Below are 22,808 nucleotides of genomic sequence, written 5' to 3'. Positions count from 1 at the left end.
GCCGGGGAAGTCGCCGGCCTCCCACTTAGTTATACGCTCGTACAAGGAATGCGCAACCGCAACGCCCAGGAGGCCCCCCATGACCGGACGACCGGTAGACCTGCATCGACGGGCGGAGCTGCTGGACGCCATCACCGACTATGCGGCCGAACACGGGTTCTCGGAATTGACCTGGCGGCCCGTTGCCGCCGCCCTGGGGGTGACGCCCAACACGCTCGTCCACCACTTCGGCACCAAGGAACAGATGTTCCAGGCGGTCTTGCAGCGCTTGCGGGGACGCCTCGTCGCGGGCATCGACGAGATGCTGGCCGGCCCGGCGGATCTCGCGACAGCGGCGCGCACCGCCTGGGAGTGGACCTCCGACCCCGAGCGGAGTTCGGAGTTTCGACTCTTCTTCGCTGTCTACGGTCGCGCCTTGCAAGCACCGCGACAGTTCGCGGAGTTTCTCGATCAGGTGGTGGCCGACTGGATGAGCTCACTGTGCGAGGTGCAAGGTCCCGACATCGAACCCGCCACCGCGGCACGAAGAGCCACCCTGGTGATCGCCACGATCCGTGGGCTCCTGCTCGACCTGCTGGCCACGGGCGAGCACGACCGGGTGCACGACGCGGCGCAGGCCTTCCTGGCGAGCCTTCGATGACGACCACCCCTCGTCGGCGCCCACCCGCCTCGGCGTGCTGACCAGATGTCACCGGCGCTTCGACGTTCCCCCGATCGGGGGACACGGGTTTCCACCCCGTCATCCACCGCCTGCCCGACAGACCAGCCCACGAAACCGCGGGATAGTCATCTCAACGCCGAAACACCCACTCGATCAAAGGAGTTCGACATGAACATCATCACCCGCACCCTGGCCGCCACCGCCATCGCCGGTGCCGCCGCCCTCGGCCTGGCCGGCGCCGCCAGCGCCGCCACCAACACCAACCCCCAGGGCCCGGGCAACAGCTTCAGCCCCGGCACCTACGCCACCCCGGCTCCGACCGTCGGCCCCGGCTGGTACGGCAACCACGGCCCCGCTTACATCGCCCACCTGACCGGAAGGTAACCCGCAGGTCAGCGTCCACGAACCCACCAGGCCCTCCCCAACCAATCCCCGGGGGAGGGCCTGGTGTTCGTCACGGACCACTACATGTGCACGTGTGCGCACCTGATTGCTAGAGTGTGACGATGCCGATCGCCGTCCTGCGTCACCTCGCCTACCGGCGCCTGTTCGCGGCGCAGGTCGTGGCCCTCGTCGGGACCGGTCTGCTCACGGTCGCGCTCGGGCTGCTGGCTTACGGGATCGCCGGATCCGACGCTGGTGCCGTGCTCGGCACGGCGCTCGCGATCAAGATGGTCGCCTACGTCGCCGTCGCCCCGGTGATCACCGCGCTGACGCATCGGGTGGCCCGCAAGACGCTCCTGATGTCGGCCGACGCGATCCGGGCGGCCATCGCCCTGCTGCTGCCGTTCGTCGATCAGACCTGGCAGATCTACGTGCTGATCTTCCTGCTGCAGGCCGCGTCGGCAACCTTCACGCCGACGTTCCAGTCGGTACTGCCCGCCATCCTGACCGACGTCGCCGACTACACCAGGGGGCTGTCCCTCTCCCGGCTCGCGTACGACCTCGAGGCACTCGTCAGCCCGGCCCTCGCGGCCGTGCTGCTGACGGTGATCAGCTACCACCTGCTGTTCCTCGGCACCGCAGCGGGTTTCGTCGCATCCGCCGTGCTGGTGCTGGGCACCCGGCTGCCGCACCTGACGCCGACTGCCGCGACGGCGACGGTGCGCCAACGCATCACCGGCGGAGTTGCCATCATGTCCGCGAGCCCGGTGCTGCGCAGTCTGCTCGCGATGAACCTCGTCGTCGCGGCGGCGACGGGCCTCGTCGTCGTCGACACCGTGGTCTACGTCCACGGCCTCCTCGGCGGTGCGAGCACCGACGTGGCAGCGGCGCTGGCGTGTTACGGGGCCGGCTCCATGGCAGTGGCTCTGGTGCTGCCCCGCGTGCTGAACACGGTCACCGACCGCACGGTGATGCTGACCGGCTGCGTCGTCGTCCCGGCCGGTCTGGTCGCCACGACCGCGCTATTGGGCGCCGGACCGAGCCCGGCGATCGGGTGGCCGCTGCTGGCCGTCAGCTGGGCGGTGCTGGGTGCGGGCTGCTCACTGATCACCACGCCTTCGGCGAGACTGCTTCGCGCCGAGTCGAATTCGGCGACGAGTAACTCGGTGTTCACCGCACAGTTCGCCACCTCGCACGCGTGCTTCCTGCTGACGTATCCGATCGCCGGCTGGGTGGGCGCGACAGTCGGTCAGGTCACCGCGGCAGCCACCCTGACGGCGCTCGCTACGATGGCAGCCGTCGCGGCAGCCCGGGCGTGGCCGTCGCGCGCGCCGCAGAATCGGGAGTTGGTGTTCACCGGGAGGGGTTGACGATGGGGGTCGGTGACGGCAGCGCGCCGGCGCACGTCCTGGCGCCGGACCCCGATCACCTCGAGGCCGCGACCAACACCTTCCGCATGCTGGCCGATCCCACCCGGTTGCACATCCTGTGGCTGCTGGCCGACGCCGAGGCCGACGTCACCGCCCTGACCGCGGCCTGCGGCGCCTCCCGCACCGCCGTCAGCCAACACCTGGCCAAGCTGCGGCTCACTGGTCTGGTCGATGCCCGCAAGGACGGCAGACGGGTGATCTACCAGATCCGCGACGGGCACCTCGCGCGCCTGGTTCGCGAGGGTATGAACCACGCCGACCACGTCGTCACGGGTGCCACGCCGCACCCCTAGTCAGCGCCCGGTCAACCGCCGCACGCCGTCCACGCACAGGCCCCAGGCCTCGGTGCCCACGGTGATCGGTGCGAAGTGATCGCCGTCGAAGGTGTGCAGTTCCGCGGTGTCCCCCGCCTGGCGCGCAGCCGCGACGAAGTCCCGGGACTGGGTCAGCGGCACCAGGGTGTCGGCGGTGCCGTGGACGCAAACCGAGGCGACGCCGAAGGGCAGCAGTGCGATCGGCGACGCCTCGGCGTAGGCCCGTGGTTCCTCCTGGGGTGAGCCACCCAGATAGCCGTCCACGGCGCCCCCTCCTAGCCTCTCCGCCGAACCGCGGACCAGGTCGAGCACACCTGCCTGGAGCACGGCGCCACGCAGCCGAACGGCGCCGTCGCGACGGGCCGCCAACCAGCCCGCCAGCTGACCTCCCGCCGAATGACCAAGTGCAATCACGTTTTTCAAGTCGAGTCCGTCCGACCGGCCGTGCAGCGCGTCGACGGCGGCCGCCACGTCCTGCCCCGTCGCAGGCCATCCGCCCCCGTCGCCCATGCGGCGGTACTCGACGTTGCACGTGGCGTACCCCCGGTTCACCAGGTCGGTGGCCAGCGGACGGCCGAGCTCGGCGCCGTAGTTCGCCGACCAGTAACCACCGTGGATGATCACCACCACCGGTGCCGGCGCCGGTCCCTCCGGCCGCGTCAGTTCGGCGTATTGACTGGGATGCTCGCCGTAGGTGAAGCGCACCAGACGATCATCGTCGCCCCGCGCCCGCGGCGCGCCCGTCGAGCACCCGGCCAGCGCCGCAGCCACACCCGCGGCCAGACCGAGCGCACTGCGACGATTGCAGCGGGGCGTTGTCATGCACCCATGCAAGCACGCCGAGTGTGCGGGTTCTGGACGCCCCCACCCGCGGTTCGCATGGACGTCTTGAACCGTCGGCTCCACACCGGAGGTGGCCTAACCCAAAGGTCTCCATCCAGACCAGGACGGTCAACCCGCGCGCGACGCCTCGCGGTCGCGGCGATCGGGAACCCTGGCCAAGCCGAGGTGGCCGCGCAGCGTGGTGTGGGTGTACTCGCGGCGGAACAACCCGCGGTCCCGCAGGATGGGGATCACGTGGTCCACGAAGAGCTCCAGCCCCGAGGGGAACACGTCCGGCATCAGGTTGAAACCGTCGACCGCGCCGGCGGTGAACCACTCCTCGATGGCATCGGCGAGGCGTTCGGGCGAGCCGACCACCAACCGGTGCCAGGTGATCACGCGGTCGAGGATCTGCCGAACGGTGAGGTTCTCCCGACGTGCCAGGTTGACCACGACGTCGCGGGCGCCCTGCGATCCCCCGGTGGCCTCGGCACCGTCGAGCAGCCACGACGGCAGCGGCTCGTCCCATTCCAGTTCGGAGACGTCGACGCTGATCTGGCCGGCCAGGTGCGCCAGCCTGCGCTCACCCGCCAGCTCGTTGAGTTCGCGGTTGCGCCGCTGCGCCTCCTCCTCCGTACTGCCCAGCACGAAGGACAGGCCGGGCATGATCCGGATCGCGTTGCGCGGCCTGCCGTAGGCGACGGTGCGGGCCCGCAGGTCGTCGGCGTTGCGCAGCGCATCCGGCAGCGACGCCTGCGCCGCGAAGACCCCGTCGGCATAGCGCGCCGCCAGGTCGAGGCCACCGCTGGAGCCACCCGCCTGGAACAGCACGAGATGGCCCTGCGGTGAGCGAGGCAGCGTGAGAGGCCCGTCGACGCTGAAGTACTCACCGCGATGTCCGATCGTGCCGATCGCGCCGACCCGGCTGAACGCTCCGGTCGCCTTGTCACCGATCACGGCGTCGTCGTCCCACGAATCCCACAGCGCCCGCACCACGTCGATGAATTCACCGGCGCGGCGGTATCTCTCGCGCCGATTCGGTTGCTCGGACGGGCGGTCGGCCCGGCCGAAGTTGTTCCAGGCGAACGGGTCGCTACTGGTCACCACGTTCCACGCCACCCGGCCGCGGCTCAAATGGTCCAGCGAGGCGAACCTACGCGCGACGTTGTAGGGCTCCTCGAACGAGGTGGACACCGTGCCGATCAGCCCGAGGTGGGTGGTGACCGAAGCCAGGGTGGACAGCAGGACGATCGGGTCCAGCGCCAGCGGGGGTGCTACCAAAGGCTTCTCGGGTTCCTGGAACAGCGACGGGCTGTCGGCCAGGAAGAGCGCGTCCAGGGTGCCGCGTTCGGCGGTCCTGGCGACGTCGATCCAATACGCCGGGTCGGTGAACCACGTCGGGTCGGCACTCGGGTGCTGCCACGCCGCCGGGTGCATGCCGTCGGACAGCACGTTGACCCCGAGATGCAGTTCCCGGCCGCCGGTCATCCCGGTTGACCCGGCAGCGCGAGCTTCTTGACCTCGGGGTCCTGGGCGATGAACGTCTGCACCCGCGGATCCTTGAACGCCTTGATCAGATTCTGCACATTGGCCGTGTCGACGTAGTTGGAGCCAACGGTCAGGACCGAGGCGAACTCGTCGGGAGACTTTGGCGCGAAGATCAGCTTGTCCTCGGAAACACCTGCGGCGAGGAACGATTCGGCATAGCCGACGATCGCATCCAGGTCGGGAAGGGCACGCGGCTGGGCTCCGAAGTCCAACAGCGTGAACTTGAGATGCTTGGGATTGGTCGCGATGTCGTTCTGTGTGAGAGCGGTGATGTCGGCGCCCGGCTTGAGAGTGATCAACCCCGCCTGCGCCAGATACCAGATCCCCTGGGCATTGTTCGCCGGATCGGCGAGCAGCGACACGCTCGCCCCGTCGGGGATCTCTTGCGGCGTGCGGTACTTGTCCGACCAGATGCCGAAGACCCAGTGGAAGAACGGCCCGGTCGCGGCCTGCTCCTTGAAGCTCGGATTGGCGTCGAGCACCTGCTGCAACCAGTGCCGGTGCTGGAAGATGGTGCCCGCGTAGCGCCCATCGCTGATCGCACTGTTGATCTGGGTGCTGTCACCGAGCCCGACCGCCGCGACCTTCACGTCGTAGGAGGGTGCGATCTCCTTGGCGATGTATTCGATGATGCGCTTCTCGGCCGGGTTGGAGTCGAGGTACACCACCTCGAGGGTGGCCCCGGCCGTTTCATTGGCCGACGTCGAGCCGCCGGATCGGAAGAACAGGAAATAGGTTGCTGCCGCCACGATTACGACGATGGCAACCAAGAGGTATGGCCAGCGGCGCCGTCTGGCGATGGTGAAGCCGTGCGTGCCGGCGTCGGTCGTCGATTCATCGATGCTCATCGTCGAACAGCTCACCAGGACGACGCGGGAGTCAACAGGTTTTCGCTCAGCCTGGCGCCAATCACTCGGTGCTGCACTCGTGCTGATCGCAACACTGTCTCATCCCGAGCAGCCCTGGGAGCCTTCCCCGGTGATCCAACTGACCAATCTGACCAAGGTTTACGGTCACGGTGAGCAGCACACCGTGGTGCTCGACGACATCACCTTCGACGTCGATGCCGGAGAGATCCTCGCTGTCGTGGGGCCTAGCGGGGCGGGCAAGAGCACGCTCGCGCAATGCATCAACCTCCTGACGCCACCCACCTCCGGTTCGGTGGTGGTCAACGGCGAGGACCTGACCACGCTGTCGACCAGCAAGTTGCGGGTCGCTCGCAGACGCATCGGCACCGTCTTCCAGGCTGCCGGTCTGATGGAACGCCGCAGCGCGGCCGAGAACGTCGCTCTGCCACTGGAGTACCTGGGCGTCACCAAGGCCGAGATCGCCAGGCGCGTCGCCGAGCTGCTGGACCGGGTGGGACTCTCGGAGCGGGCGGGGCACTACCCCTTCCAGCTCTCCGGTGGGCAGCGGCAGCGCGTCGGCATCGCTCGCGCACTGGCCCTGCGGCCGTCGGTCCTGCTGTCCGACGAGGCGACGGCGGGTCTGGATCCGACGACCACGGACTCCGTCGTCGAGCTGATCAGGGAGCTGCGCGACGACCTCGATCTGTCCATCGTCTTCATCACCCACGAGATGGACACGGTGCTCAAGATCGCCGACTCGGTGGCCCGCTTGGATCACGGCACGATCGTGGAGTCCGGACGCCTGGTCGATCTGCTGACCGATCCGGCATCCTCGCTGGGCGCCGAACTGCGACCCCATCGCGTGGACGCTGATCCGGCTGCAGGACAACGGGTCTGGCATGTCATCTACGATGCACCCGACGTCCCGCCGGACTGGATCAGCAGGGCGAGTCAGGACCTCGGCGTTCCCCTGTCGGTGCTGGGCGCGTCGGTGCAGGTGGTCGGCGGCACCAGCATCGGCGGCGTCACCCTCGGCGCCTCCGCCGAGCTGGGCGATCGGGTGCGCGACGTCCTGGTCCGCTACGGATTGTCCGCGGACACCGACCGCGTGCAGTCGGTACCGACGCGACTTGAGGGAGTGGCATGACCGAGACGCTCCTGGCCAACGCCAAGGTACCCGTCGGCGAGCTACCCGCACTGCTGCTGCCCGCGCTGCTGGACACCCTGATCATGGTGGGCATCGTCATGGCCATCGTGGTGGTCGTCGGCGTGCCGCTGGGAGCGGCGGTGCACAACCTCGCACCCGGTGGCCTCTTCGAGAACCAGCCCTTGCACACCACGTTGAGCTGGATCACATCAGCATCGGCCGATCCCTGCCCTTCCTGATCCTGATGGCGGCGATCATGCCGTTCACGCGCTTCATCACCGGCACCAACATCGGCATCGCCGCCGCGGTGGTGCCGATGTCGTTGGCTGGCATCGCCTTCTTCACCCGGATCGTCGAGAACTCGCTGCGCTCGGTGCCGCCCGCCGTCGTCCAGGTGGCGCGCGCCTCGGGTGCCTCCCGGTTGCAGATCATCCGCACCGCGCAACTCAACGAGGCCGTCCCGTCCATTCTCGGCGGACTGACCATCAACGTCATCGCGATGATCGAGTACTCCGCCATCGCAGGCACCATCGGTGCGGGTGGAATCGGTTACGTGGCAGTCACATACGGCTACCAGCGGTTCGACCAAGGGGTCATGCTCGCCACCATCGTCATCCTCGTCGTCACCGTCGCCGCGGTCCAGCTCATCGGCGACGCGCTGGTCCGCTTCACCACCCCACATCGCAGACTCGCCGCCGGCGCCGTCCGCATCCCCCGCAGACGCGCCACCGCCGTCTGAGACGAAAGGCCGTCGCCAGGGATGCGACATCCGCGAGACCGCCGCAACGCCGGTGTTCCGCTGGGGATCCGGCGGTTCAGCAGTACCTGGCCACCGACCCCAGCGTGAAGGACATCCTGCTGCCGCTGCGCTGACGGCCGTACGATCGACGCCATGACCGACGACGGAGTCGAAGACGCCAAGAGGCTTGCCGGCGGCAACACCGCGGCCCTGCTGCCCCGCACCGACCGCACGGTGGAGGAGGAGCGGCTGCACCGCAAGCAGAACCTCGCCGCCGCCTTCCGGCTGTTCAGCAGATTCGGCTTCGACGAGGGCGTGGCCGGGCACATCACGGCCCGCGACCCCGAGTTCACGGACCACTTCTGGGTCAACCCGTTCGGCATGCACTTCGGGCACATCAGGGTGAGCGACCTGTTGCTGGTCCGCCACGACGGCGAGATCGTGCACGGGGACCGCCCCGTCAACCAAGCGGCGTTCGCCATCCACTCGCAGGTGCACGCCGCTCGCCCCGACGTGATCGGGGCCGCGCACTCGCACTCGGTGTACGGCAAGACGTGGTCCACCCTGGGTCGGCTGCTCGATCCGATCACGCAGGATGCGTGCGCCTTCTACGGCGACCACGCGCTGTTCGACGCCTACTCCGGGGTGGTCCTCGACACCGAGGAGGGCAAGCGCATCGCGCATGCGCTCGGCGACGGCAAGGCGGCCATCCTGCGCAACCACGGCCTGCTGACCGTCGGCCACTCCGTCGAGGAGGCTGCCTGGTGGTTCATCACCATGGAGCGGTCCTGCCAGGCGCAGTTGATGGCGGAGGCGGCCGGCGCCCCCGTGCTGATCGACGACGAGATGGCCGCGCTGACGCGGGGTCAGGTCGGCAGCCACTTCGCCGGCTGGTTCAGCTTCCAGCCGCTGTTCGCCAAGATCACCCGCGAACAGCCCGACCTGTTCGACTGACCCCGCGATTCGGCGCGAGTCACTGCAGTAACTCGCGCCCCAACCTGCGTAGCCTGGTGACGATGAAGGCACGGCTGATCGCGGCGAGCGCGCTGGCGGTGGGAACGCTGCTGGCCGGTTGCCAGACCACGCTCACCGGCAATCCCCAGAGCAACGGCGGCAACCCCACCGAGCCCAGCTTTCCGACCTCGCTGCCCTCGCGCACCACACCCACCTCCGCCTCACCGAGCCCACCGCCCGTCCCGTCACCGAGGGCCGCGCCGCCACCCGCCGAGGCGCTCGCACCACAGAACGGCTACGTCTTCATCACCACGAAGTCCGGCCAGACGCGCTGTCAGCTCAGCGCCTCCAGCGTCGGCTGTGAAGCGCCGTTCACCAATCCGCCCGCGGTCGACGGCTCACCGGCCAACGGCGTCCAGGTCACTGCCGACGGTCAGTTGCGCTGGATCGTCGGCAACCTCGGCGACATCCCCGTCGTCACCCTGGACTACCGCACCTACTCCGCCGTGGGGTGGACCATCGCGGCGTCCGAGAACGGCACCCGCTTCACCAACGACGCGACCCGGCACGGCATGACCGTGGCCATCCAGGGAGTCGAGGCGTTCTAAGGGTTTAGCCGATGCCCCCCGCCGGGAAGTTAGGCCCGGTGAAGCATCACGATCTGGCAATCATCGGCACCGGCTCCGGCAACACCGTCATCAACGCGGCGATGTCCGAGTGGGACATCGCCATCATCGAGGAACGCCGCGCCGGCGGTACGTGCCTGAACTACGGTTGCATCCCGTCGAAGATGCTCGCCCATACCGCCGACGTCGTCGACACCGTGAATGCGGCACCCGAATTCGACGTCTCGGCCCGCCTCGACGGCATGCGGTGGACCGACGTCCGCGATCGCGTGTTCGGCCGCACCGATGCCACCTCGAATGAGGGACGCAAGGACCGTCAGGACTCTCCCAACGTCACCTACTACGACGGCCACGCCACCTTCACCGGCCCCCGTCGGCTCACCGTCACCGATCGGGAAGGCGAGGTCCAGGAGTTGACGGCCGACCGGATCGTCGTCGCCGCGGGCGGGCGCCCCGTCATTCCCCCAGTGGTCGCGGATTCCGGTCTGCCGTACGAGACTTCGGACACCATCATGCGCATCGACGCCGTCCCGCGCCGGCTGGCAGTGCTCGGCGGCGGTTACATCGCGGCCGAGTTGGCCCACGTCTTCTCCGCCGCGGGCAGCCAGATCACCGTCATCGACCAGTCAGACGTCCTGCTCGGCGGGCCGCAGGACGACGAGGTCCGCAAGACCTTCACCGAGCTGATGCGCGAGCGCTACGACCTGCGTCTCGGCACGGAGGTGACGCGCCTGGAGGGGACCCCCGGTGACCTCCTGCTCACACTGGCCGACGGCAGCACGGTAGCCGCGAACCTGCTGCTGGTGGCCGTCGGACGGACGCCGAACGGCGATCGCCTGCACGTGACCGCCGGTGGCATCGACGTCGACGAGCGCGGCAGGATCGAGGTCGACGAGTTCTGCCGCACCAGCGCCGAGGGAGTCTTCGCCCTTGGTGACGTCAGCGTCGGCGTCCCGCTCAAGCACGTCGCGAATCGCGAGGCCGAGGTGGTCGCCCACAACCTCGTGCACCCGGACCGGTTGCGCTCCATCAGCCACGACAACGTGCCGTCGGCGGTCTTCACCGCCCCGCAGATGGCTTCGGTGGGCCTGACCGAGCAGCAGTGTCGCGAGCGCCATCTCGACTACCGGGTCGGCCGAACCCCCTACTCCGACGTGGCCTACGGCTGGGCGATGCAAGAGTCCGACGGATTCTGCAAGGTGCTGGTCGACGACGCCACCGACCTGATCGTCGGTGCGCACGTGATCGGCCCGCAGGCTTCGACGCTCATCCAAGTGTTCGTCGTGGCCATCGAATTCCGGATTACGGCAAGCGATCTCGCCAATCGCCCGTACTGGATACATCCCGCGCTCACCGAAGTCGTCGAGAACGCCCTCCTCGACACCCCGGCCGCCGCATGAGCGGCCAGCAGCGCCCGGGCCCGCACGTCTTCGTGCTCTTCGGCGCCACGGGAGATCTGGCCAAGCGCAAGCTGTTTCCCGGCCTGTACCGGCTGGCCGCGGCCGCGCGTCTGCCGGAGGAGTACGCCGTGATCGGCTCGGGGCGGCACTCACCCGGCTCCGACGACGAGTTCCGCCAGCAGGTCCGCAGCAGCCTGCAGGAGTCCGTCGAGGACCTCGATTCCACCGTCGTCGACGATCTCCTGGGGCGCTTGCGCTTTCAGGTCTCCGATGCCGACGACGGTGCGGACCTGGCGGCCGCCGTCCGCGAGGCGCATTCGCGCTTCGGCGAGGACGGCCGCACGCTGATCTACCTGTCGGTGCCCCCGACCGCCATGGAGTCGATGATCGGCATGCTCGGCCGCGAACACCTCACCGACGGCGCGCGCGTGGTGGTGGAGAAGCCGTTTGGCACCGACCTGCAGTCCTCCCGCGAACTGGACGCCGCGCTGAAGAAGGTGATCGCCGAAGATCAGGTGTACCGCATCGACCACTTCCTCGGAAAGGAAGCGGTGCAGAACATCCTGGCGCTGCGCTTCGCCAATGGACTGATCGAACCCGCCTGGAACCGCGAGCATCTCGCCTCGGTGCAGATCGACGTACCCGAGGAGTTGACGATCGAGGGCCGTGGCTCCTTCTACGAGTCCACCGGCTGCTTTCGCGACATGATCTCGACACACCTGTGCCAAGTGCTCGGCTTCGTGGCGATGGAACCGCCGGTGCACCTCGACGAGACGTCGCTGCGCAACGAGAAGTCCAAGGTCTTCGCCGCCATGAAGCCGTTGAACCCCGAGCGGGTGGTGTTCGGGCAGTACGAGGGCTACCGCGACGAGGAGGGGGTGGCCGACGACTCGACGGTTGAGACGTTCGTCGCCCTCGAGGCGTTCGTCGACACCGAACGATGGCAGGGCGTTCCGTTCCTGCTGCGCACCGGCAAGGCACTCGGCGCCACCCGCCGAACCGTCACCCTGACGTTCCGCACCCCGCCGACGGGCCGCTTCGGCGAGCCCGGCTTCGGACCCAACCAGCTGGTGCTCGAGCTGAGCGACTCACCGCGTTTCGACGTCGAACTGATGGCGAAGCGGCCGGGACCGGACCTCGAACTGATGCCACTGCAGCTTCAACTCGACCTGGCCGACGAGGACCCGGAGGACACCCCGCTGGAGGCCTACGAGCGGCTGCTGCTCGACGTGATGCGCGGGGACCAGACGCTGTTCACCCGGGCCGACGAGGTCGACCGGCTGTGGCAGATCTGCCAACCGGTGCTCGACGCCCCGCCTGCCACGCAGCCCTACGCGCGCGGCTCCTGGGGGCCGGACGACGCGATCGCCCTGGCAGGTCCTCGGGGCTGGCGGCTGCCCGATGCCTGACGGTTGGCCCGCGATCGCCGATCACGGATTGATCGGCGATCTGCGCACCTGCGCGCTGGTCGGCACCAACGGCACCATCGACTGGTTCTGCTCACCACGCTTCGATTCACCGAGTGTCTTCGGCGCCATCCTCGACGAGGAACGCGGAGGGTGCTGGCAGCTCTCCCCCATCGGCGAGGTCTCGCGCACTCAGCAGTTCTACTTCCCGGACACCGCCGTCCTCATCACCCGCTTCCTGACCCCGGACGGGGTCGCCGAGGTGCACGACTTCATGCCCGTGCTCGGAGTCGGCGATCCTCAGCACCGCCAGCGCGTCGTACGCCGGGTCAGCGGGGTGCGCGGCAAGATCCAGCTGCGAATGCGGGTGGACGCCAGACCGGACTACGGCCGGCAGCGTTGCCACGCCGAGGACAGCGGCGACGGCGTGCTGATCACCGGTGACGGCGTGCGTCTCGGCCTCATCGCGTCGGTGGACCTCACCATCGAGGAGGAGGACGACAACACCACGGTCACCGCTGACGTCGAACTCACCAAGGGCGACACCGCGCTGTTCGTGCTCGAGATCCTCGACGGCGAGGACCTGCCGTCGTGCAACACCGTCGACCTGACCGATTCGCTGCTTGACGCCACGACGTCGTACTGGCGCTCCTGGCTGAGCCAGTCCCGGTACGTCGGCCGATGGCGTGAGATGGTGCACCGTTCGGCGATCACGCTCAAGCTGCTCACCCACGAGCCCACCGGGGCCGTCGTGGCCGCACCCACCACCAGCATTCCCGAATTCATTGGGGGAAGCCGCAATTGGGACTATCGATACGTATGGGTGCGCGACGCCGGCTTCAGTCTCTACGCCCTGTTGCGCCTCGGGTTCACCGACGAGGCCAAGGCCTTCATCGGCTGGCTGTCCGAGCGCCTCGGCGAGGAACGCCGGGAGAAGAACGGCCTCGGCCCGCTTCGGGTGCTCTACGACATCGACGGCAACCGTCCCACCGAGGAGGTCGAACTCGATCACCTGGGCGGCTACCGGGATTCCAAGCCGGTGCGTGTCGGCAACGCGGCGGTCGATCAGCTGCAGCTCGACATCTACGGCGAGCTGATCGACTCGGTCTATCTGTTCAACAAGTACGGTGCGGGCATCAGCAGCGACGCGTGGCGTGACGTCGTCGAAGTCGTCGACTGGGTGATGGACAACTGGGACCGCCGCGACCGCGGGATGTGGGAGGTCCGCGGAGAAGACCAGGCGTACACCACCTCCCGGCTGTTCTGCTGGGTCGCGCTGGAACGAGCCATCCGGGTGGCCCGGCAGCGCGGACTGCCCGGTGACCTCGCCGGCTGGTCCCGGGTGCGCGACGAGATATACGAGCGGATCATGACCCGCTGCTGGAACGAGGAGCTACAGGCCTTCACGCAGACCGAGGGCGGTAGCGAGCTCGACGCGGGCGTGCTGCTGATGCCGATGGTGAAGTTCCTGTCCCCCGCCGACCCGAAGTTCCTGTCCACCCTCGAGGCGGTGGAGCAGGAACTGGTCACCGACAGCCTGGTCTTCCGGTACAGCCCGGAGTCGGACGGTCTGGATGGCGAGGAGGGTACGTTCTCGCTGTGTTCGTTCTGGTACGTCGAGGCACTCACTCGCGCAGGCCGCCACGACGACGCACAATTGGCTCTGGAGAAGATGTTCACCTACGCCAACCATGTCGGGCTGTATGCCGAACAGGTCAGCGCCACCGGCGACCAGGTCGGCAACTTCCCGCAGGCCTTCACCCACTTCGCATTGATCAGCGCGGCCATCAACCTCGACCGCGCACTCGACGAATAGGACCGAACATGACCGTTGCCCAACGGGAACGCGCCGCGCTCGTCACCACCATGCGCGGAGTCGGGCCCGAACGCCCGACGCTGTGCGGGGACTGGACCACCCGTGATCTCGCCGCCCACCTCGTCATCCGGGAGCGCCGGATCGATGCCGCGCCGGGCATCATGGTGCCCGCCTTCGCCGGCTACACCGAGAGGGTACAGAACCAGGTGGCCGCCGAGAACGACTGGAACGTCCTGCTGGACAAGATCGCGTCGGGCCCGCCCCTGCTGTCGCCGTTCAAGCTCCTCGACCCGTTCGTCAACGTCGCCGAGATGTTCATCCACCACGAGGACGTCCGTCGCGCCGAATCAGGTTGGGAGCCACGGGTGCTCGACGACGAGACCACCTCGGCCCTGGCCCGCCAGGTCGGTTTGATGTCACGGATGACGCTGTCCAAGGCGCCCGTCCAGGTGTCGTTGCGCACGCCGGCGGGCAAGACCCTGGCCACCGTGGGCAAGGGACCCGCCGTGGTGGCCACGGGCGAGCCGGGCGAGCTCCTGTTGTTCATCTCGGGACGCGACGAAGCCAGGATCACCTTCACCGGCGACGACGACGCAGTGGCCGCACTGCAGGACAGCAGCCGCGGGCTCTAGCCAGACCTGGAGCCGCGTAGGGGTTCGGTGGATTGCCGATTAGGCTGAGCAGATGGACTTCCGCGTATTCGTCGAACCCCAGCAGGGCGCCACCTACGGAGACCAACTGGCCGTTGCCAAGACCGCGGAGGCAGCCGGGTACTCGGCGTTCTTCCGTTCCGACCACTATCTCGCCATGGCGGGCGACGGCCTGCCCGGACCGACGGACTCCTGGGTCACCCTCGGCGGCATCGCGCGCGAGACGTCGACCATCAGGCTCGGCACCATGGTCACCTCCGCCACGTTCCGGCACCCCGGCGTACTGGCCATCTCGGTCGCGCAGGTCGACGAGATGAGCGGCGGCCGTGTCGATTTCGGTGTCGGTGCGGGATGGTTCGAAGCCGAGCACGAGGCGTACGCCATTCCGTTCCCGCCGCTGGGCGAGCGGTTCGACCGGCTGAGCGAACAGTTGGACATCCTCACCGGCATGTGGAGCACGCCCATCGGGGAGACCTTCGACTACCAGGGCAGCACCTACACGGTCAAGGACTCGCCCGCGTTGCCCAAACCCGTACAGTCCCCGCACCCGCCGATCATCATCGGCGGCGGCGGCCCCAAGCGCACCCCCGCCCTGGCCGCAAGGTTCGCCTCCGAGTTCAACATGCCGTTCGCCGACCTCGACACACTGACCGCCCAGTTCGGCCGCGTAGCCACCGCGGTCGAGAAGGCCGGCCGGGCCGCCGACTCACTGACGTATTCAGCGGCGTTCGTCGTCTGCGCCGGTCGCAACGATTCCGAGATCGCCAAGCGAGCCGAGGCGATCGGCCGCGAGGTCGACGAATTGCGTGGCAATTCGCCCGCCGTCGGAACCCCGGCGGAGATCGTCGACAAGCTCGGACCGTTCATCGACGCGGGCGTTGCGCGGGTGTACCTCCAGGTACTCGACATGTCCGATCTGGAACACGTCGAGTTCTTCGCCAGTGAGATCGCCGGTCAATTCAGCTGACGCGCCGGCGAATTCGACCTGACCGCTAGCCCAGCTGAGCCAGTTCGGGGCCGCGGGTCGCGCGGAACCGGGCCACTGCCTCGGTGCGGCTGCGCGCGTCGAGCTTGGTCAACACGCTGTGCACGTGGTTCTTGACCGTGTGAACCGCGATGCACAGCTGCGAGGCGATGTCCTGATTGGACAGGCCTTGGTCCAGCAGCCCGAGGATCTCGCGCTCACGGGAGGTCAGCACCACGCCCTTGTCCTCCGGCTGGCGCCGAGACGCCAGCGTCGACAACCGGCGCAGGAGGATCGACGCGATCCGGGGTGAGCACGACGACTCCCCGCGCGAGACCCGGCGAATGAGGTCGACCAGCTCGTCGAGCGAGTCGCTGCGCAGGTGATACCCCGCGACACCAGCCTCGGCACAGGCGACGATCTGCGACTCGTCGTCCTCAGAGATGCCCAGGACGATGACCCGGACGCCCGGATGGGCGGCGAACACCGCCCGCAGCAGGGCACCGCTGGCACGGGTCGCCATGTTCACCAGGACGACGTCTGGGACCCGCAGCTCGAAGGCGACGCCCAACGATTCCTCGTCCCACGCCACGCTGGCCGCGGTGGCGCCGTCGGCGGTGACCGCGGCCGCGAGGTTGTCGCGATAGAGCGCATAGTCGTCGACGATCAGCACGTTCGCCCTTGGCCCCAGGTCGTGCTCGGCATCGACCCACTGCGGCCCCCGCGAACACCCGGCGCTCAACGACCAATTCCTCGAAACGCCGCCGACGAGTCCCGGCGCCGCCGCCCCTGGTGCCACGCTTTCCACCCTCATCAGTCCCCCGACTTCTCATCGCCCACCCGGCATGGCGAGCCCCTCCGGCTACATCATGAGGCCTGCATCGCAATTTGTCACGCCTCCGTCAATACTTCTTCGGTCGGCACCAAAGATTGCCAAAGTCGCGCGCCCACGCACATCATCGGCTAGGCGTGATCGCAATGGACAGTTCTATCTGGGTCAATGGTTCGGAAACGGTCTCTCAACCGACCCCGTCCGCATCCCTCGTCTCATTTGCCACATCTGCACGTCTGCGTCGAGTGAACGACAGCTCTTGCGGGTACGCCCGCGAGCTGGCAACGGTGACACGATCCCCTCCGCCGGCCCTGGGGCGCCCGCCACCGTCCGACTCGGGGCGCAGGAGGCGTCCGCGATTACTATCGGACGTCGTGACCCGCGACCGCGACGACGAGTTCCAACGCGAGGAACCGGCGTGGCACGAGCGGACGTCGACCGTCGTCGGGGCCAGCCTTGGGGCGCTCGCCGCGATCGGGGTGCTCTGGTTCGCCATCTCCTACCTCACCGGCGGGTCGGACGCGCCAAGCCCGGCGGCCCCCTACCTCCCGGAACCCAGCTCGTGGGACAGCAGCACCTCGTCGACCACGCCCACCACCAGTACCGAGACGATCACCAGCACTAGTCCCCCGCTGACGACCGACATCAATCCCGGCGACACGTCGACCACCCCGAGCACCAGCACGGAGACCACCACGTCCTACAACCCGTCGAACCTGCCCCACACGCGGACTCCGTCGACCTACGACGACGGTCGAAACCGGCCCAGGTTCAACGAGACCCGCACGCTCTACCCACGCCCCCAGGGGTAGCGCCGGGCTGCGTCGGCGGTCCGGCCCTCAACGGCCTTGGGCCGCGAAGTCGGCGACCATGGCCTCGGCGCTGCGCACCGCCGCGCGGCAGGCGCGCGTGGTGAACGGGTCGTTGAGCGGGTGGTCGGCGCGCCGGCGCCACCGCTGGGCCGCCGCGAACGCCGCGCGCGGACCGTCATACGGGGCGTCCGGCTGCAACCCCAGCCGGCTGGCGGCATCGGTACCGGAACCGCCGATGATGCGGCACAGGGACGCCATCTCGTCCTCGTTCAACGTCGTTGGCCGCGAACGCAATTGACTGAGCAGGCGCAGCTCTTCGAACGCGTGGGTGTCGGCAAGCAGGGGGTCGATGTCGGCGACTATGTAGGGGGTTGCGTAGATCGGATTGGCCTCCACGACGCGTCGCAGCGACAGCAGCGCGGTGTGCGCCTTGAGCAGATCCGACCGCTGCGCGAATTGCTGGTCGATGACGTCGCGCAGCGCGATGAGCCCGCTGCGCTCGAGCAATTCGTCGGCCAGCGCCACCGAATCGGAGATCCCGGCCCGCAGCACCGCGATCGAGATCCTGATGCCGAACATGCCAAAGCGTTCCAGCAGCGCCCTGCGCGTGACGGCGTCGACGGGAAGCGAATCGTCCTCGCGCACGAAGCGATCGACCGACAGCATCACCTTGCTCAGCTCACCGGGGTCGACGCCGGCCAACTTCTCCAGCGCCACGAACTCGCTCTGCCGCAACGTGCGTGCCGTCAGCGCGAGCAGCCCCGACACCGGGACGACGGCCTGACAGATTCCCGTCTTGTCCATCTCCGCGGTGAACCTGGTCGCGACGTCCTTGGCGGACAGCATCGCGTCGATGCGGCCGGCACCGATCTCGTCGGCCCGCGAGGCGACGCCGATGACGCCAAGCGCGCCCGACGACCCGCCTACCAACGTGCCGATCTGCTGGAGCAGTGCAATGTCGGGGGCGTTGAGCGTGCGCAGCAGGAAGACGACGGCATCCACGCGGGGCACTCCGTCCTGGGGAACCAGCAGCCGCAGCGTCCGCTCCGATACGTCGCGATTCAGCGACGAGGTTCCGGGCGTGTCGATGATGGTGGTGTCGATGAGCTCGGCGGCAGGCCACTCCACGTCGAGATCGACGACGTCGTCGGGATCCAGGCTGCCGAACTCGAAGGTCAGCCCGCGGCGCTCGGACGAGCCACCGGCCTCGCGGACGATCGGCACGTTCGTGCGCCGGCCGCCGCGGTGGTTGGCGGTCACCTTCGGGGTGGCGCCGTTGCGAAACCACGTCACGATGCGCGTCGCCTCGGTGGCATCGGTCGGGGCGATGTCCTCCCCGACCAGGGCGTTCACCAATGTCGACTTGCCGGCCTTGAGCGTTCCGGCGAGCGCGACGCGGATCGGCTCGTTGAGCCGCCTGCCGATCCAGTCCAGCTCGGAGTGCACGTCGGGCCGGTTCGCGTAGGCCGGATCGCTGCGATAGGCCTGCATGGCACCGCCAAGGATCGCGCGTACTCGATCGCTGGTGCTCATGTCGGTTGCCCAGCTTAGCGACGTTGCCTGCGAGGTCAGGTGGTGGCGGCCTCGGGCTTCGGCGACAGGTTGACTGCGTGTTCGGTGACCTGCCTGAGGATGTTCAGCCGGCGCTCGAGCTCCCGCACGCGGGTGTCGCGCTCGTCCATCTCCATCTTGGCGGCGGCGAGGGAGGCTTGCAGCGACTCGTTCAGCGAGCGCGTCGTCTGATTGGCGATGTCGCGGTAGTGGTCACGCAGCTGCCGCTGGACGCCCTTGAGCCGATCGCGGGATTCCTTGCCGACGACGAACGACACGTCGTCGACGAAGCGTCGAACGTTGGTCTTTGCCTCGTTGCGCACCCGCAGCATGCGGTTCTCCATGTCCTCCTTGTAGGCCTTGCGCCCAAGGAACAGGCCTGCGCCGAGGGAGAGCGGATTGAACATGCCCAGGCCGGCGAAGGACGTCAGCATGCCGAACATCAGCACGCCACCGTAGGAACCGCGCATGCCGGTGACGACCTTGTGGCCCTTGCCGATCGGTTTAGCCTCCAGCCGCGACAGGGACTTCATCTCACCGAGCCCCGCACCCATCTCGCGGGCGTTGATTTGCGGCATCTTGACCGCGTCGAGCCCAGCTTCGGCGAAGGTGCGTCCCACCTCCTGGGCCAGCGCCTCGGCCCGCTGGTAGGCCCAGACGAAGTTGTCGCCCACGGCCGTGGCGATGGCGTTCTCCAGCTCCGCGCCGATCTCGGCCCAATGCTGGGTGGGGTCGCACCCGTCGATGACCTGCTCGGTGTGTTGGGTGATGGCGCGGAACCGCGCCCGCATGTCGTGGTCGACGTCGGCCACGAGGTCGGTGATGCCGTCGTTGAGGACCTGCTGCCACAGGGCGGTGTGCTGCAAGGCGTCCTGCGCCTCCTGCTTGCGCCGCTCGAGATCGGCGTTCATCGCGTCCCTGGCGTCGGGATCGTTGATCGAGGCCAGCTCGGTCTCCACGGTCATCGTCAAATGCTCTGCGGCCGAACGCACTTCGGCGAGCACCTGGTCTCGCACCCGGTCGTTCTCGCGACTGAGCACCTTCTCACTGAGGAACTTGACGATCGCCGGGAAGTTCGACTCCTCGTTGAGCTCCTTGTCGTCAGTCGCTATCGCGTGGCTGCGCAGCACCGAGGAGACGGGGGCGATCGGAACGTCCACGCCCGCCCGCCCCAAGTGGGCGACGTTGGCGGCGACGACCTCGCGCCAGTGTGGGTACAGGTCGGTCTTGGTCGCGAGAATGGTTGCCACTGGACAGATTTCGAGGGCCTGCCGGATGAAGGTCATCTCGGGCTCGGTGAATTCCTGGCTGGTGTCGCTGACCATCAGCATGGCGTCGGCATCGGGCAGCAGGCCCAGCGTCGCCGACAGGTGCGGCTGCCCGTGGCCCCCGACCCCCGGGGTGTCGATGAAGGTCAGTCCGTTGCGCAGCAACGGACTCGGCGCGGTGACCTCGACCCTCAGCACCTCCCGGCCGCCGGCCTGCGGGGCGTGGCGCAGGTCGTTGCGCAGCTCGGCCACCGGGATCTCGACGGCTTCCGGTTGCGCACCCTCACCCCTGGCGACGATGATCCGCGCCGAGGCCTGTTCGCCATGGGACACGACGGTGACGAGCGTGGTGCTCTCGTCGTCACCGACGCGGGCAACCGGAACGTTGAGCAGCGAGTTCAGCAGCTGGCTCTTGCCCTGCTTGAGCTGCCCGGCGATGACCACCCGGATCTGGGGGTCGCTGATGCGCTCCTTGGCCCTGGCGAGCCGGGCGATCAGGTCACCCCGCTCGTAGTCCCCGGCGATCCTGCTGCTGTGGTCGATCAATTCGACGATGACCTTGACCGGTCTGGCCGGTCCACCGGCCGTGCCGTTGCCGGGTTCGTTCGGTTGCGTCATTGCCGTCTCTCTTCTCGCCAACCAAGGCTAGACGTGCGGACTGGCGGGGACCGTCGACGCGGTCCCCGCCAGTCGCGGTGGGTGGTTCCTAGAACCCGATGTGGGTGTCGGGCTGGATGTGGGTGTCGGCCGACTGGTGCAGCGAATTCTCCTGCGAGAAGGTGTTGTCGCTGTGCACGGAGCTGTCGGTGTGGGTCGAGTTGTCCGGCGCGAACGTGTTGTCCTCGTGCACCGTGGTGGCGGTGTGGGTGGAGGAGTCGACGCTGGTGCTGTTGCCACTGCCCAGGTCATGACCAACGGTGGTCTGGTTTCCGCCGACGGTCGTAGCCGAGGTGTTCGAATGGTTGCCGTGGTCGCTCACGATGATCGACCCGCCGCTGCCGCCGTTGCCGGCAGTGGCCTCGTTGCCGCCCGTGCCGATGCCGAGGAGTCCGCCACCGCCGCTGGCGCCCGCGCTGCCACCGTGTCCGCCGGACATGTCGTTGTCCTTGATGACCGTGCCCTGATTGCCGTCGATGATGTCGCCACCGGAGTGCTGGGAGGTGTCCTTGACCGAGGTCTCGTTGCCCTCGCCCACGATGATCGGGGAGTGGCTGCCGGCCTCGATGACGCCGGTATTGGCGTTGTTGCCGTGGCCGACGACGTTGCCGTCACCGTTGACGCTGGTGGTGTCGATGTGGCCGGCCGTGCCGGTGTTCACGACGCCGCCGTTGGTAGCGGTGTTGCTGGTCTTGTCACCGAAGGTGATGTCGCCGAACCCGAGGTTGAACGCGCCGTTCTGCGCGTTCGCTCCGGCGGACTGGTCGGGGCTCATGAAGTCGTTGTTGCTGGCGACCTCGGTGGCGTTGTGGCTGGCGAAGTCGGTCTGGGGCGAGAAGGCCGTCTGGGGGGAGAAGGCCGCGGGGATGTTGTGGTAGCTCGCGACCGCGGTCTGCAGACCGTAGACCGGATCGCCGCCGCCGAGGAACACCCCGGCCGGGGCAGCGCTCGCGGCGACCGCCTGGAGCTGCGCGGCGCTGACGTTCGGGAGGCCGGCGTCGCGCAGGGCGCCGTCGGGGTCCCGGACGAAGGTGGCGGCCACGTCGGGGCTGCGGAACAGGTCGAGGATGTAGTCGATGAGGTTCGTCATGAGAGTGCCCTTCGGTCGTGGTGTTCAGGTCGTGTCGCCGGTCTCTCGGCGATCTGGTGACTACGTTATGGGCCCCGTCGACACTTCGGTAACGGGGCCGCCACCCCTCGCCCGCCGGGGCCATTGCGGGGTCCCCCCGGGGAATTCGTTAGGGGATTAGGGGTTGAGCTCAGGGGTTACGGGGGCGCCGAGAACCTGCCCCAATACGGCCGCAGCGCGGCCATTTCTGGCCGCGCTGCGGGGAGTCGTACTGGTCGGCGCCAGCTCAGGTGAAGATGTCGAACCCGTGGTCCTGCGGGTGGTCGACATGGTCGTCCACCGCGCCGATCGCGTGATGCGCGTCGTCGGCAGAGCTGACGTCCTGGACGTGCAGATCGTCGATGACGGGTGCGTCGAACGCCGTCGGCGCATCCGTCACCGTCGCGACCGACGGCACGTCCGCGACGTCGAAACCGTGGTCGACGATCGCCGGCGCCGAGTCCTCCGGCTGCTGGATGACATTGGCCACCGTGGGCACGTGATCTGCGACGACGTCGGCACCCTGAAGCGGCAGGTGGTCATCGAACGCGTCGAAGGCGGCCGTCGCCGCTCCGCTGGCCCACACGTTGTGCGCGGAGTCCAGCAGCGTGTCGGCCCCCGCCGGAACCGAACCGGAGGGCACCACGGTCGACATCGACTCCGCGACGACAGGGATCAGGTGATTGACGTCCACACTGGTCACTCCGGTCAGGTTGGCGTCGGCGATGGCCTGCGCGGGATTGGCCGCATACTGGGCGGCGGCGTCGGGATCGCGCACCAGCGACATGACGAAGTCGAGTAGCGAATTGGCCACGGTGACACCTCCTTCTCGCTCGGTGGATCGAGGGCTTGCCCGGGCCGATGCCGGTGA

Annotated in this window: 21 protein-coding genes and 1 pseudogene; 14 read left to right on the top strand and 8 right to left on the bottom strand. The window is 68.2% G+C overall.

What is annotated here, in order from left to right:
• Positions 1-79: 79 nt before the first annotated feature.
• The 4 genes from SBI80_RS24540 (at position 80) to SBI80_RS24525 (ending at position 2,768) form a co-directional block, all read left to right on the top strand.
• Positions 80-640 carry a TetR/AcrR family transcriptional regulator gene (locus SBI80_RS24540; RefSeq protein ID WP_318977457.1) on the top strand — a complete coding sequence of 187 codons (561 nt, stop codon included), beginning with the start codon at positions 80-82 and terminating at the stop codon, positions 638-640.
• 189 nt (positions 641-829) lie between these two features.
• Positions 830-1,045, top strand: coding sequence for a hypothetical protein (locus SBI80_RS24535; protein WP_318977456.1), 216 nt, complete (start codon positions 830-832; stop codon positions 1,043-1,045).
• Positions 1,046-1,167: 122 nt separating this feature from the next.
• Entirely contained in the window at positions 1,168-2,415 is a 1,248-nt protein-coding gene (locus tag SBI80_RS24530) for an MFS transporter (RefSeq protein ID WP_318977455.1), read from the top strand.
• A 2-nt stretch (positions 2,416-2,417) separates the two neighbouring features.
• Positions 2,418-2,768 (top strand): ArsR/SmtB family transcription factor, encoded by a 351-nt coding sequence (locus SBI80_RS24525; RefSeq protein ID WP_318977454.1) that lies wholly within the window; start codon positions 2,418-2,420, stop codon positions 2,766-2,768.
• Here the strand turns inward: SBI80_RS24525 and SBI80_RS24520 are convergent, their stop codons facing one another.
• The 3 genes from SBI80_RS24520 to SBI80_RS24510 form a co-directional block, all read right to left on the bottom strand.
• Entirely contained in the window at positions 2,769-3,611 is an 843-nt protein-coding gene (locus SBI80_RS24520; protein ID WP_318977453.1) for an alpha/beta hydrolase family protein, read from the bottom strand.
• 129 nt (positions 3,612-3,740) lie between these two features.
• A complete protein-coding gene (locus SBI80_RS24515) occupies positions 3,741-5,099 on the bottom strand; it encodes an LLM class flavin-dependent oxidoreductase (RefSeq protein ID WP_318977452.1) in 1,359 nt (452 codons plus the stop codon).
• Positions 5,096-6,007 (bottom strand): MetQ/NlpA family ABC transporter substrate-binding protein, encoded by a 912-nt coding sequence (locus SBI80_RS24510; RefSeq protein ID WP_318977451.1) that lies wholly within the window; start codon positions 6,005-6,007, stop codon positions 5,096-5,098. The genes SBI80_RS24515 and SBI80_RS24510 overlap by 4 nt, the downstream gene beginning before the upstream one ends.
• Before the next feature lie 130 nt (positions 6,008-6,137).
• Here SBI80_RS24510 and SBI80_RS24505 point away from each other — a divergent pair, with 130 nt between their 5' ends.
• The 9 genes and pseudogenes from SBI80_RS24505 (at position 6,138) to SBI80_RS24465 (ending at position 15,712) form a co-directional block, all read left to right on the top strand.
• Positions 6,138-7,154, top strand: a complete 1,017-nt coding sequence (locus SBI80_RS24505; RefSeq protein ID WP_318977450.1) for a methionine ABC transporter ATP-binding protein — start codon at positions 6,138-6,140, stop codon at positions 7,152-7,154.
• Positions 7,151-7,893, top strand: a pseudogene (locus tag SBI80_RS24500) (methionine ABC transporter permease). Before SBI80_RS24505 ends, SBI80_RS24500 begins: the two are co-directional and overlap by 4 nt.
• A gap of 153 nt (positions 7,894-8,046) precedes the next feature.
• Entirely contained in the window at positions 8,047-8,847 is an 801-nt protein-coding gene (locus tag SBI80_RS24495) for a class II aldolase/adducin family protein (RefSeq protein ID WP_318977449.1), read from the top strand.
• 62 nt (positions 8,848-8,909) lie between these two features.
• Positions 8,910-9,455 carry a hypothetical protein gene (locus SBI80_RS24490; protein ID WP_318977448.1) on the top strand — a complete coding sequence of 182 codons (546 nt, stop codon included), beginning with the start codon at positions 8,910-8,912 and terminating at the stop codon, positions 9,453-9,455.
• A gap of 38 nt (positions 9,456-9,493) precedes the next feature.
• Complete coding sequence (locus tag SBI80_RS24485; RefSeq protein ID WP_318977447.1) at positions 9,494-10,873, top strand: mycothione reductase; 1,380 nt, start codon at positions 9,494-9,496, stop codon at positions 10,871-10,873.
• Positions 10,870-12,282, top strand: a complete 1,413-nt coding sequence (gene zwf, locus SBI80_RS24480; protein WP_318977446.1) for a glucose-6-phosphate dehydrogenase — start codon at positions 10,870-10,872, stop codon at positions 12,280-12,282. Before SBI80_RS24485 ends, zwf begins: the two co-directional genes overlap by 4 nt.
• The gene (locus SBI80_RS24475; protein WP_318977445.1) at positions 12,275-14,095 is read left to right on the top strand and encodes a glycoside hydrolase family 15 protein; all 1,821 of its coding nucleotides are present in this window, start codon (positions 12,275-12,277) and stop codon (positions 14,093-14,095) included. The genes zwf and SBI80_RS24475 overlap by 8 nt, the downstream gene beginning before the upstream one ends.
• 8 nt (positions 14,096-14,103) lie before the next feature.
• Complete coding sequence (locus SBI80_RS24470) at positions 14,104-14,727, top strand: TIGR03085 family metal-binding protein (RefSeq protein WP_318977444.1); 624 nt, start codon at positions 14,104-14,106, stop codon at positions 14,725-14,727.
• A 52-nt stretch (positions 14,728-14,779) separates the two neighbouring features.
• Positions 14,780-15,712 carry an LLM class F420-dependent oxidoreductase gene (locus SBI80_RS24465; RefSeq protein WP_318977443.1) on the top strand — a complete coding sequence of 311 codons (933 nt, stop codon included), beginning with the start codon at positions 14,780-14,782 and terminating at the stop codon, positions 15,710-15,712.
• Between the two features lie 25 nt (positions 15,713-15,737).
• Here the strand turns inward: SBI80_RS24465 and SBI80_RS24460 are convergent, their stop codons facing one another.
• Entirely contained in the window at positions 15,738-16,508 is a 771-nt protein-coding gene (locus SBI80_RS24460; protein WP_318977442.1) for a LuxR C-terminal-related transcriptional regulator, read from the bottom strand.
• 407 nt (positions 16,509-16,915) lie between these two features.
• Between SBI80_RS24460 and SBI80_RS24455 the strand changes: the two genes are divergently transcribed.
• Entirely contained in the window at positions 16,916-17,353 is a 438-nt protein-coding gene (locus SBI80_RS24455; protein WP_318977441.1) for a hypothetical protein, read from the top strand.
• A 27-nt stretch (positions 17,354-17,380) separates the two neighbouring features.
• Here the strand turns inward: SBI80_RS24455 and SBI80_RS24450 are convergent, their stop codons facing one another.
• The 4 genes from SBI80_RS24450 to SBI80_RS24435 all read right to left on the bottom strand — a co-directional run bounded on the left by SBI80_RS24450 (position 17,381) and on the right by SBI80_RS24435 (position 22,751).
• The gene (locus SBI80_RS24450) at positions 17,381-18,886 is read right to left on the bottom strand and encodes a dynamin family protein (RefSeq protein ID WP_318977440.1); all 1,506 of its coding nucleotides are present in this window, start codon (positions 18,884-18,886) and stop codon (positions 17,381-17,383) included.
• A gap of 35 nt (positions 18,887-18,921) precedes the next feature.
• Complete coding sequence (locus SBI80_RS24445) at positions 18,922-20,790, bottom strand: dynamin family protein (RefSeq protein ID WP_318977439.1); 1,869 nt, start codon at positions 20,788-20,790, stop codon at positions 18,922-18,924.
• A gap of 88 nt (positions 20,791-20,878) precedes the next feature.
• Entirely contained in the window at positions 20,879-21,919 is a 1,041-nt protein-coding gene (locus SBI80_RS24440; RefSeq protein WP_318977438.1) for an IniB N-terminal domain-containing protein, read from the bottom strand.
• A 265-nt stretch (positions 21,920-22,184) separates the two neighbouring features.
• Positions 22,185-22,751 carry an Rv0340 family IniB-related protein gene (locus tag SBI80_RS24435; RefSeq protein WP_318977437.1) on the bottom strand — a complete coding sequence of 189 codons (567 nt, stop codon included), beginning with the start codon at positions 22,749-22,751 and terminating at the stop codon, positions 22,185-22,187.
• Positions 22,752-22,808: the final 57 nt, after the last annotated feature.

Origin of the sequence: Mycolicibacterium sichuanense, assembly GCF_033741125.1 — a bacterium.
Taxonomy (GTDB): Bacteria; Actinomycetota; Actinomycetes; order Mycobacteriales; family Mycobacteriaceae; genus Mycobacterium.
The sequence above is the reverse complement of the archived record's forward strand: the minus strand, read 5'-3'. Positions and strand labels throughout refer to the sequence as shown.

What these genes read in the sequence shown, in the direction of transcription:
- SBI80_RS24540 (WP_318977457.1), top strand. Translation starts at nt 80, where the DNA reads ATGACCGGACGACCGGTAGACCTGCATCGACGGGCGGAGCTGCTGGAC.
- SBI80_RS24535 (WP_318977456.1), top strand. Translation starts at nt 830, where the DNA reads ATGAACATCATCACCCGCACCCTGGCCGCCACCGCCATCGCCGGTGCC.
- SBI80_RS24530 (WP_318977455.1), top strand. Translation starts at nt 1,168, where the DNA reads ATGCCGATCGCCGTCCTGCGTCACCTCGCCTACCGGCGCCTGTTCGCG.
- SBI80_RS24525 (WP_318977454.1), top strand. Translation starts at nt 2,418, where the DNA reads ATGGGGGTCGGTGACGGCAGCGCGCCGGCGCACGTCCTGGCGCCGGAC.
- SBI80_RS24520 (WP_318977453.1), bottom strand. Translation starts at nt 3,611, where the DNA reads ATGACAACGCCCCGCTGCAATCGTCGCAGTGCGCTCGGTCTGGCCGCG.
- SBI80_RS24515 (WP_318977452.1), bottom strand. Translation starts at nt 5,099, where the DNA reads ATGACCGGCGGCCGGGAACTGCATCTCGGGGTCAACGTGCTGTCCGAC.
- SBI80_RS24510 (WP_318977451.1), bottom strand. Translation starts at nt 6,007, where the DNA reads ATGAGCATCGATGAATCGACGACCGACGCCGGCACGCACGGCTTCACC.
- SBI80_RS24495 (WP_318977449.1), top strand. Translation starts at nt 8,047, where the DNA reads ATGACCGACGACGGAGTCGAAGACGCCAAGAGGCTTGCCGGCGGCAAC.
- SBI80_RS24490 (WP_318977448.1), top strand. Translation starts at nt 8,910, where the DNA reads ATGAAGGCACGGCTGATCGCGGCGAGCGCGCTGGCGGTGGGAACGCTG.
- zwf (WP_318977446.1), top strand. Translation starts at nt 10,870, where the DNA reads ATGAGCGGCCAGCAGCGCCCGGGCCCGCACGTCTTCGTGCTCTTCGGC.
- SBI80_RS24475 (WP_318977445.1), top strand. Translation starts at nt 12,275, where the DNA reads ATGCCTGACGGTTGGCCCGCGATCGCCGATCACGGATTGATCGGCGAT.
- SBI80_RS24470 (WP_318977444.1), top strand. Translation starts at nt 14,104, where the DNA reads ATGACCGTTGCCCAACGGGAACGCGCCGCGCTCGTCACCACCATGCGC.
- SBI80_RS24465 (WP_318977443.1), top strand. Translation starts at nt 14,780, where the DNA reads ATGGACTTCCGCGTATTCGTCGAACCCCAGCAGGGCGCCACCTACGGA.
- SBI80_RS24450 (WP_318977440.1), bottom strand. Translation starts at nt 18,886, where the DNA reads ATGAGCACCAGCGATCGAGTACGCGCGATCCTTGGCGGTGCCATGCAG.
- SBI80_RS24445 (WP_318977439.1), bottom strand. Translation starts at nt 20,790, where the DNA reads ATGACGCAACCGAACGAACCCGGCAACGGCACGGCCGGTGGACCGGCC.
- SBI80_RS24440 (WP_318977438.1), bottom strand. Translation starts at nt 21,919, where the DNA reads ATGACGAACCTCATCGACTACATCCTCGACCTGTTCCGCAGCCCCGAC.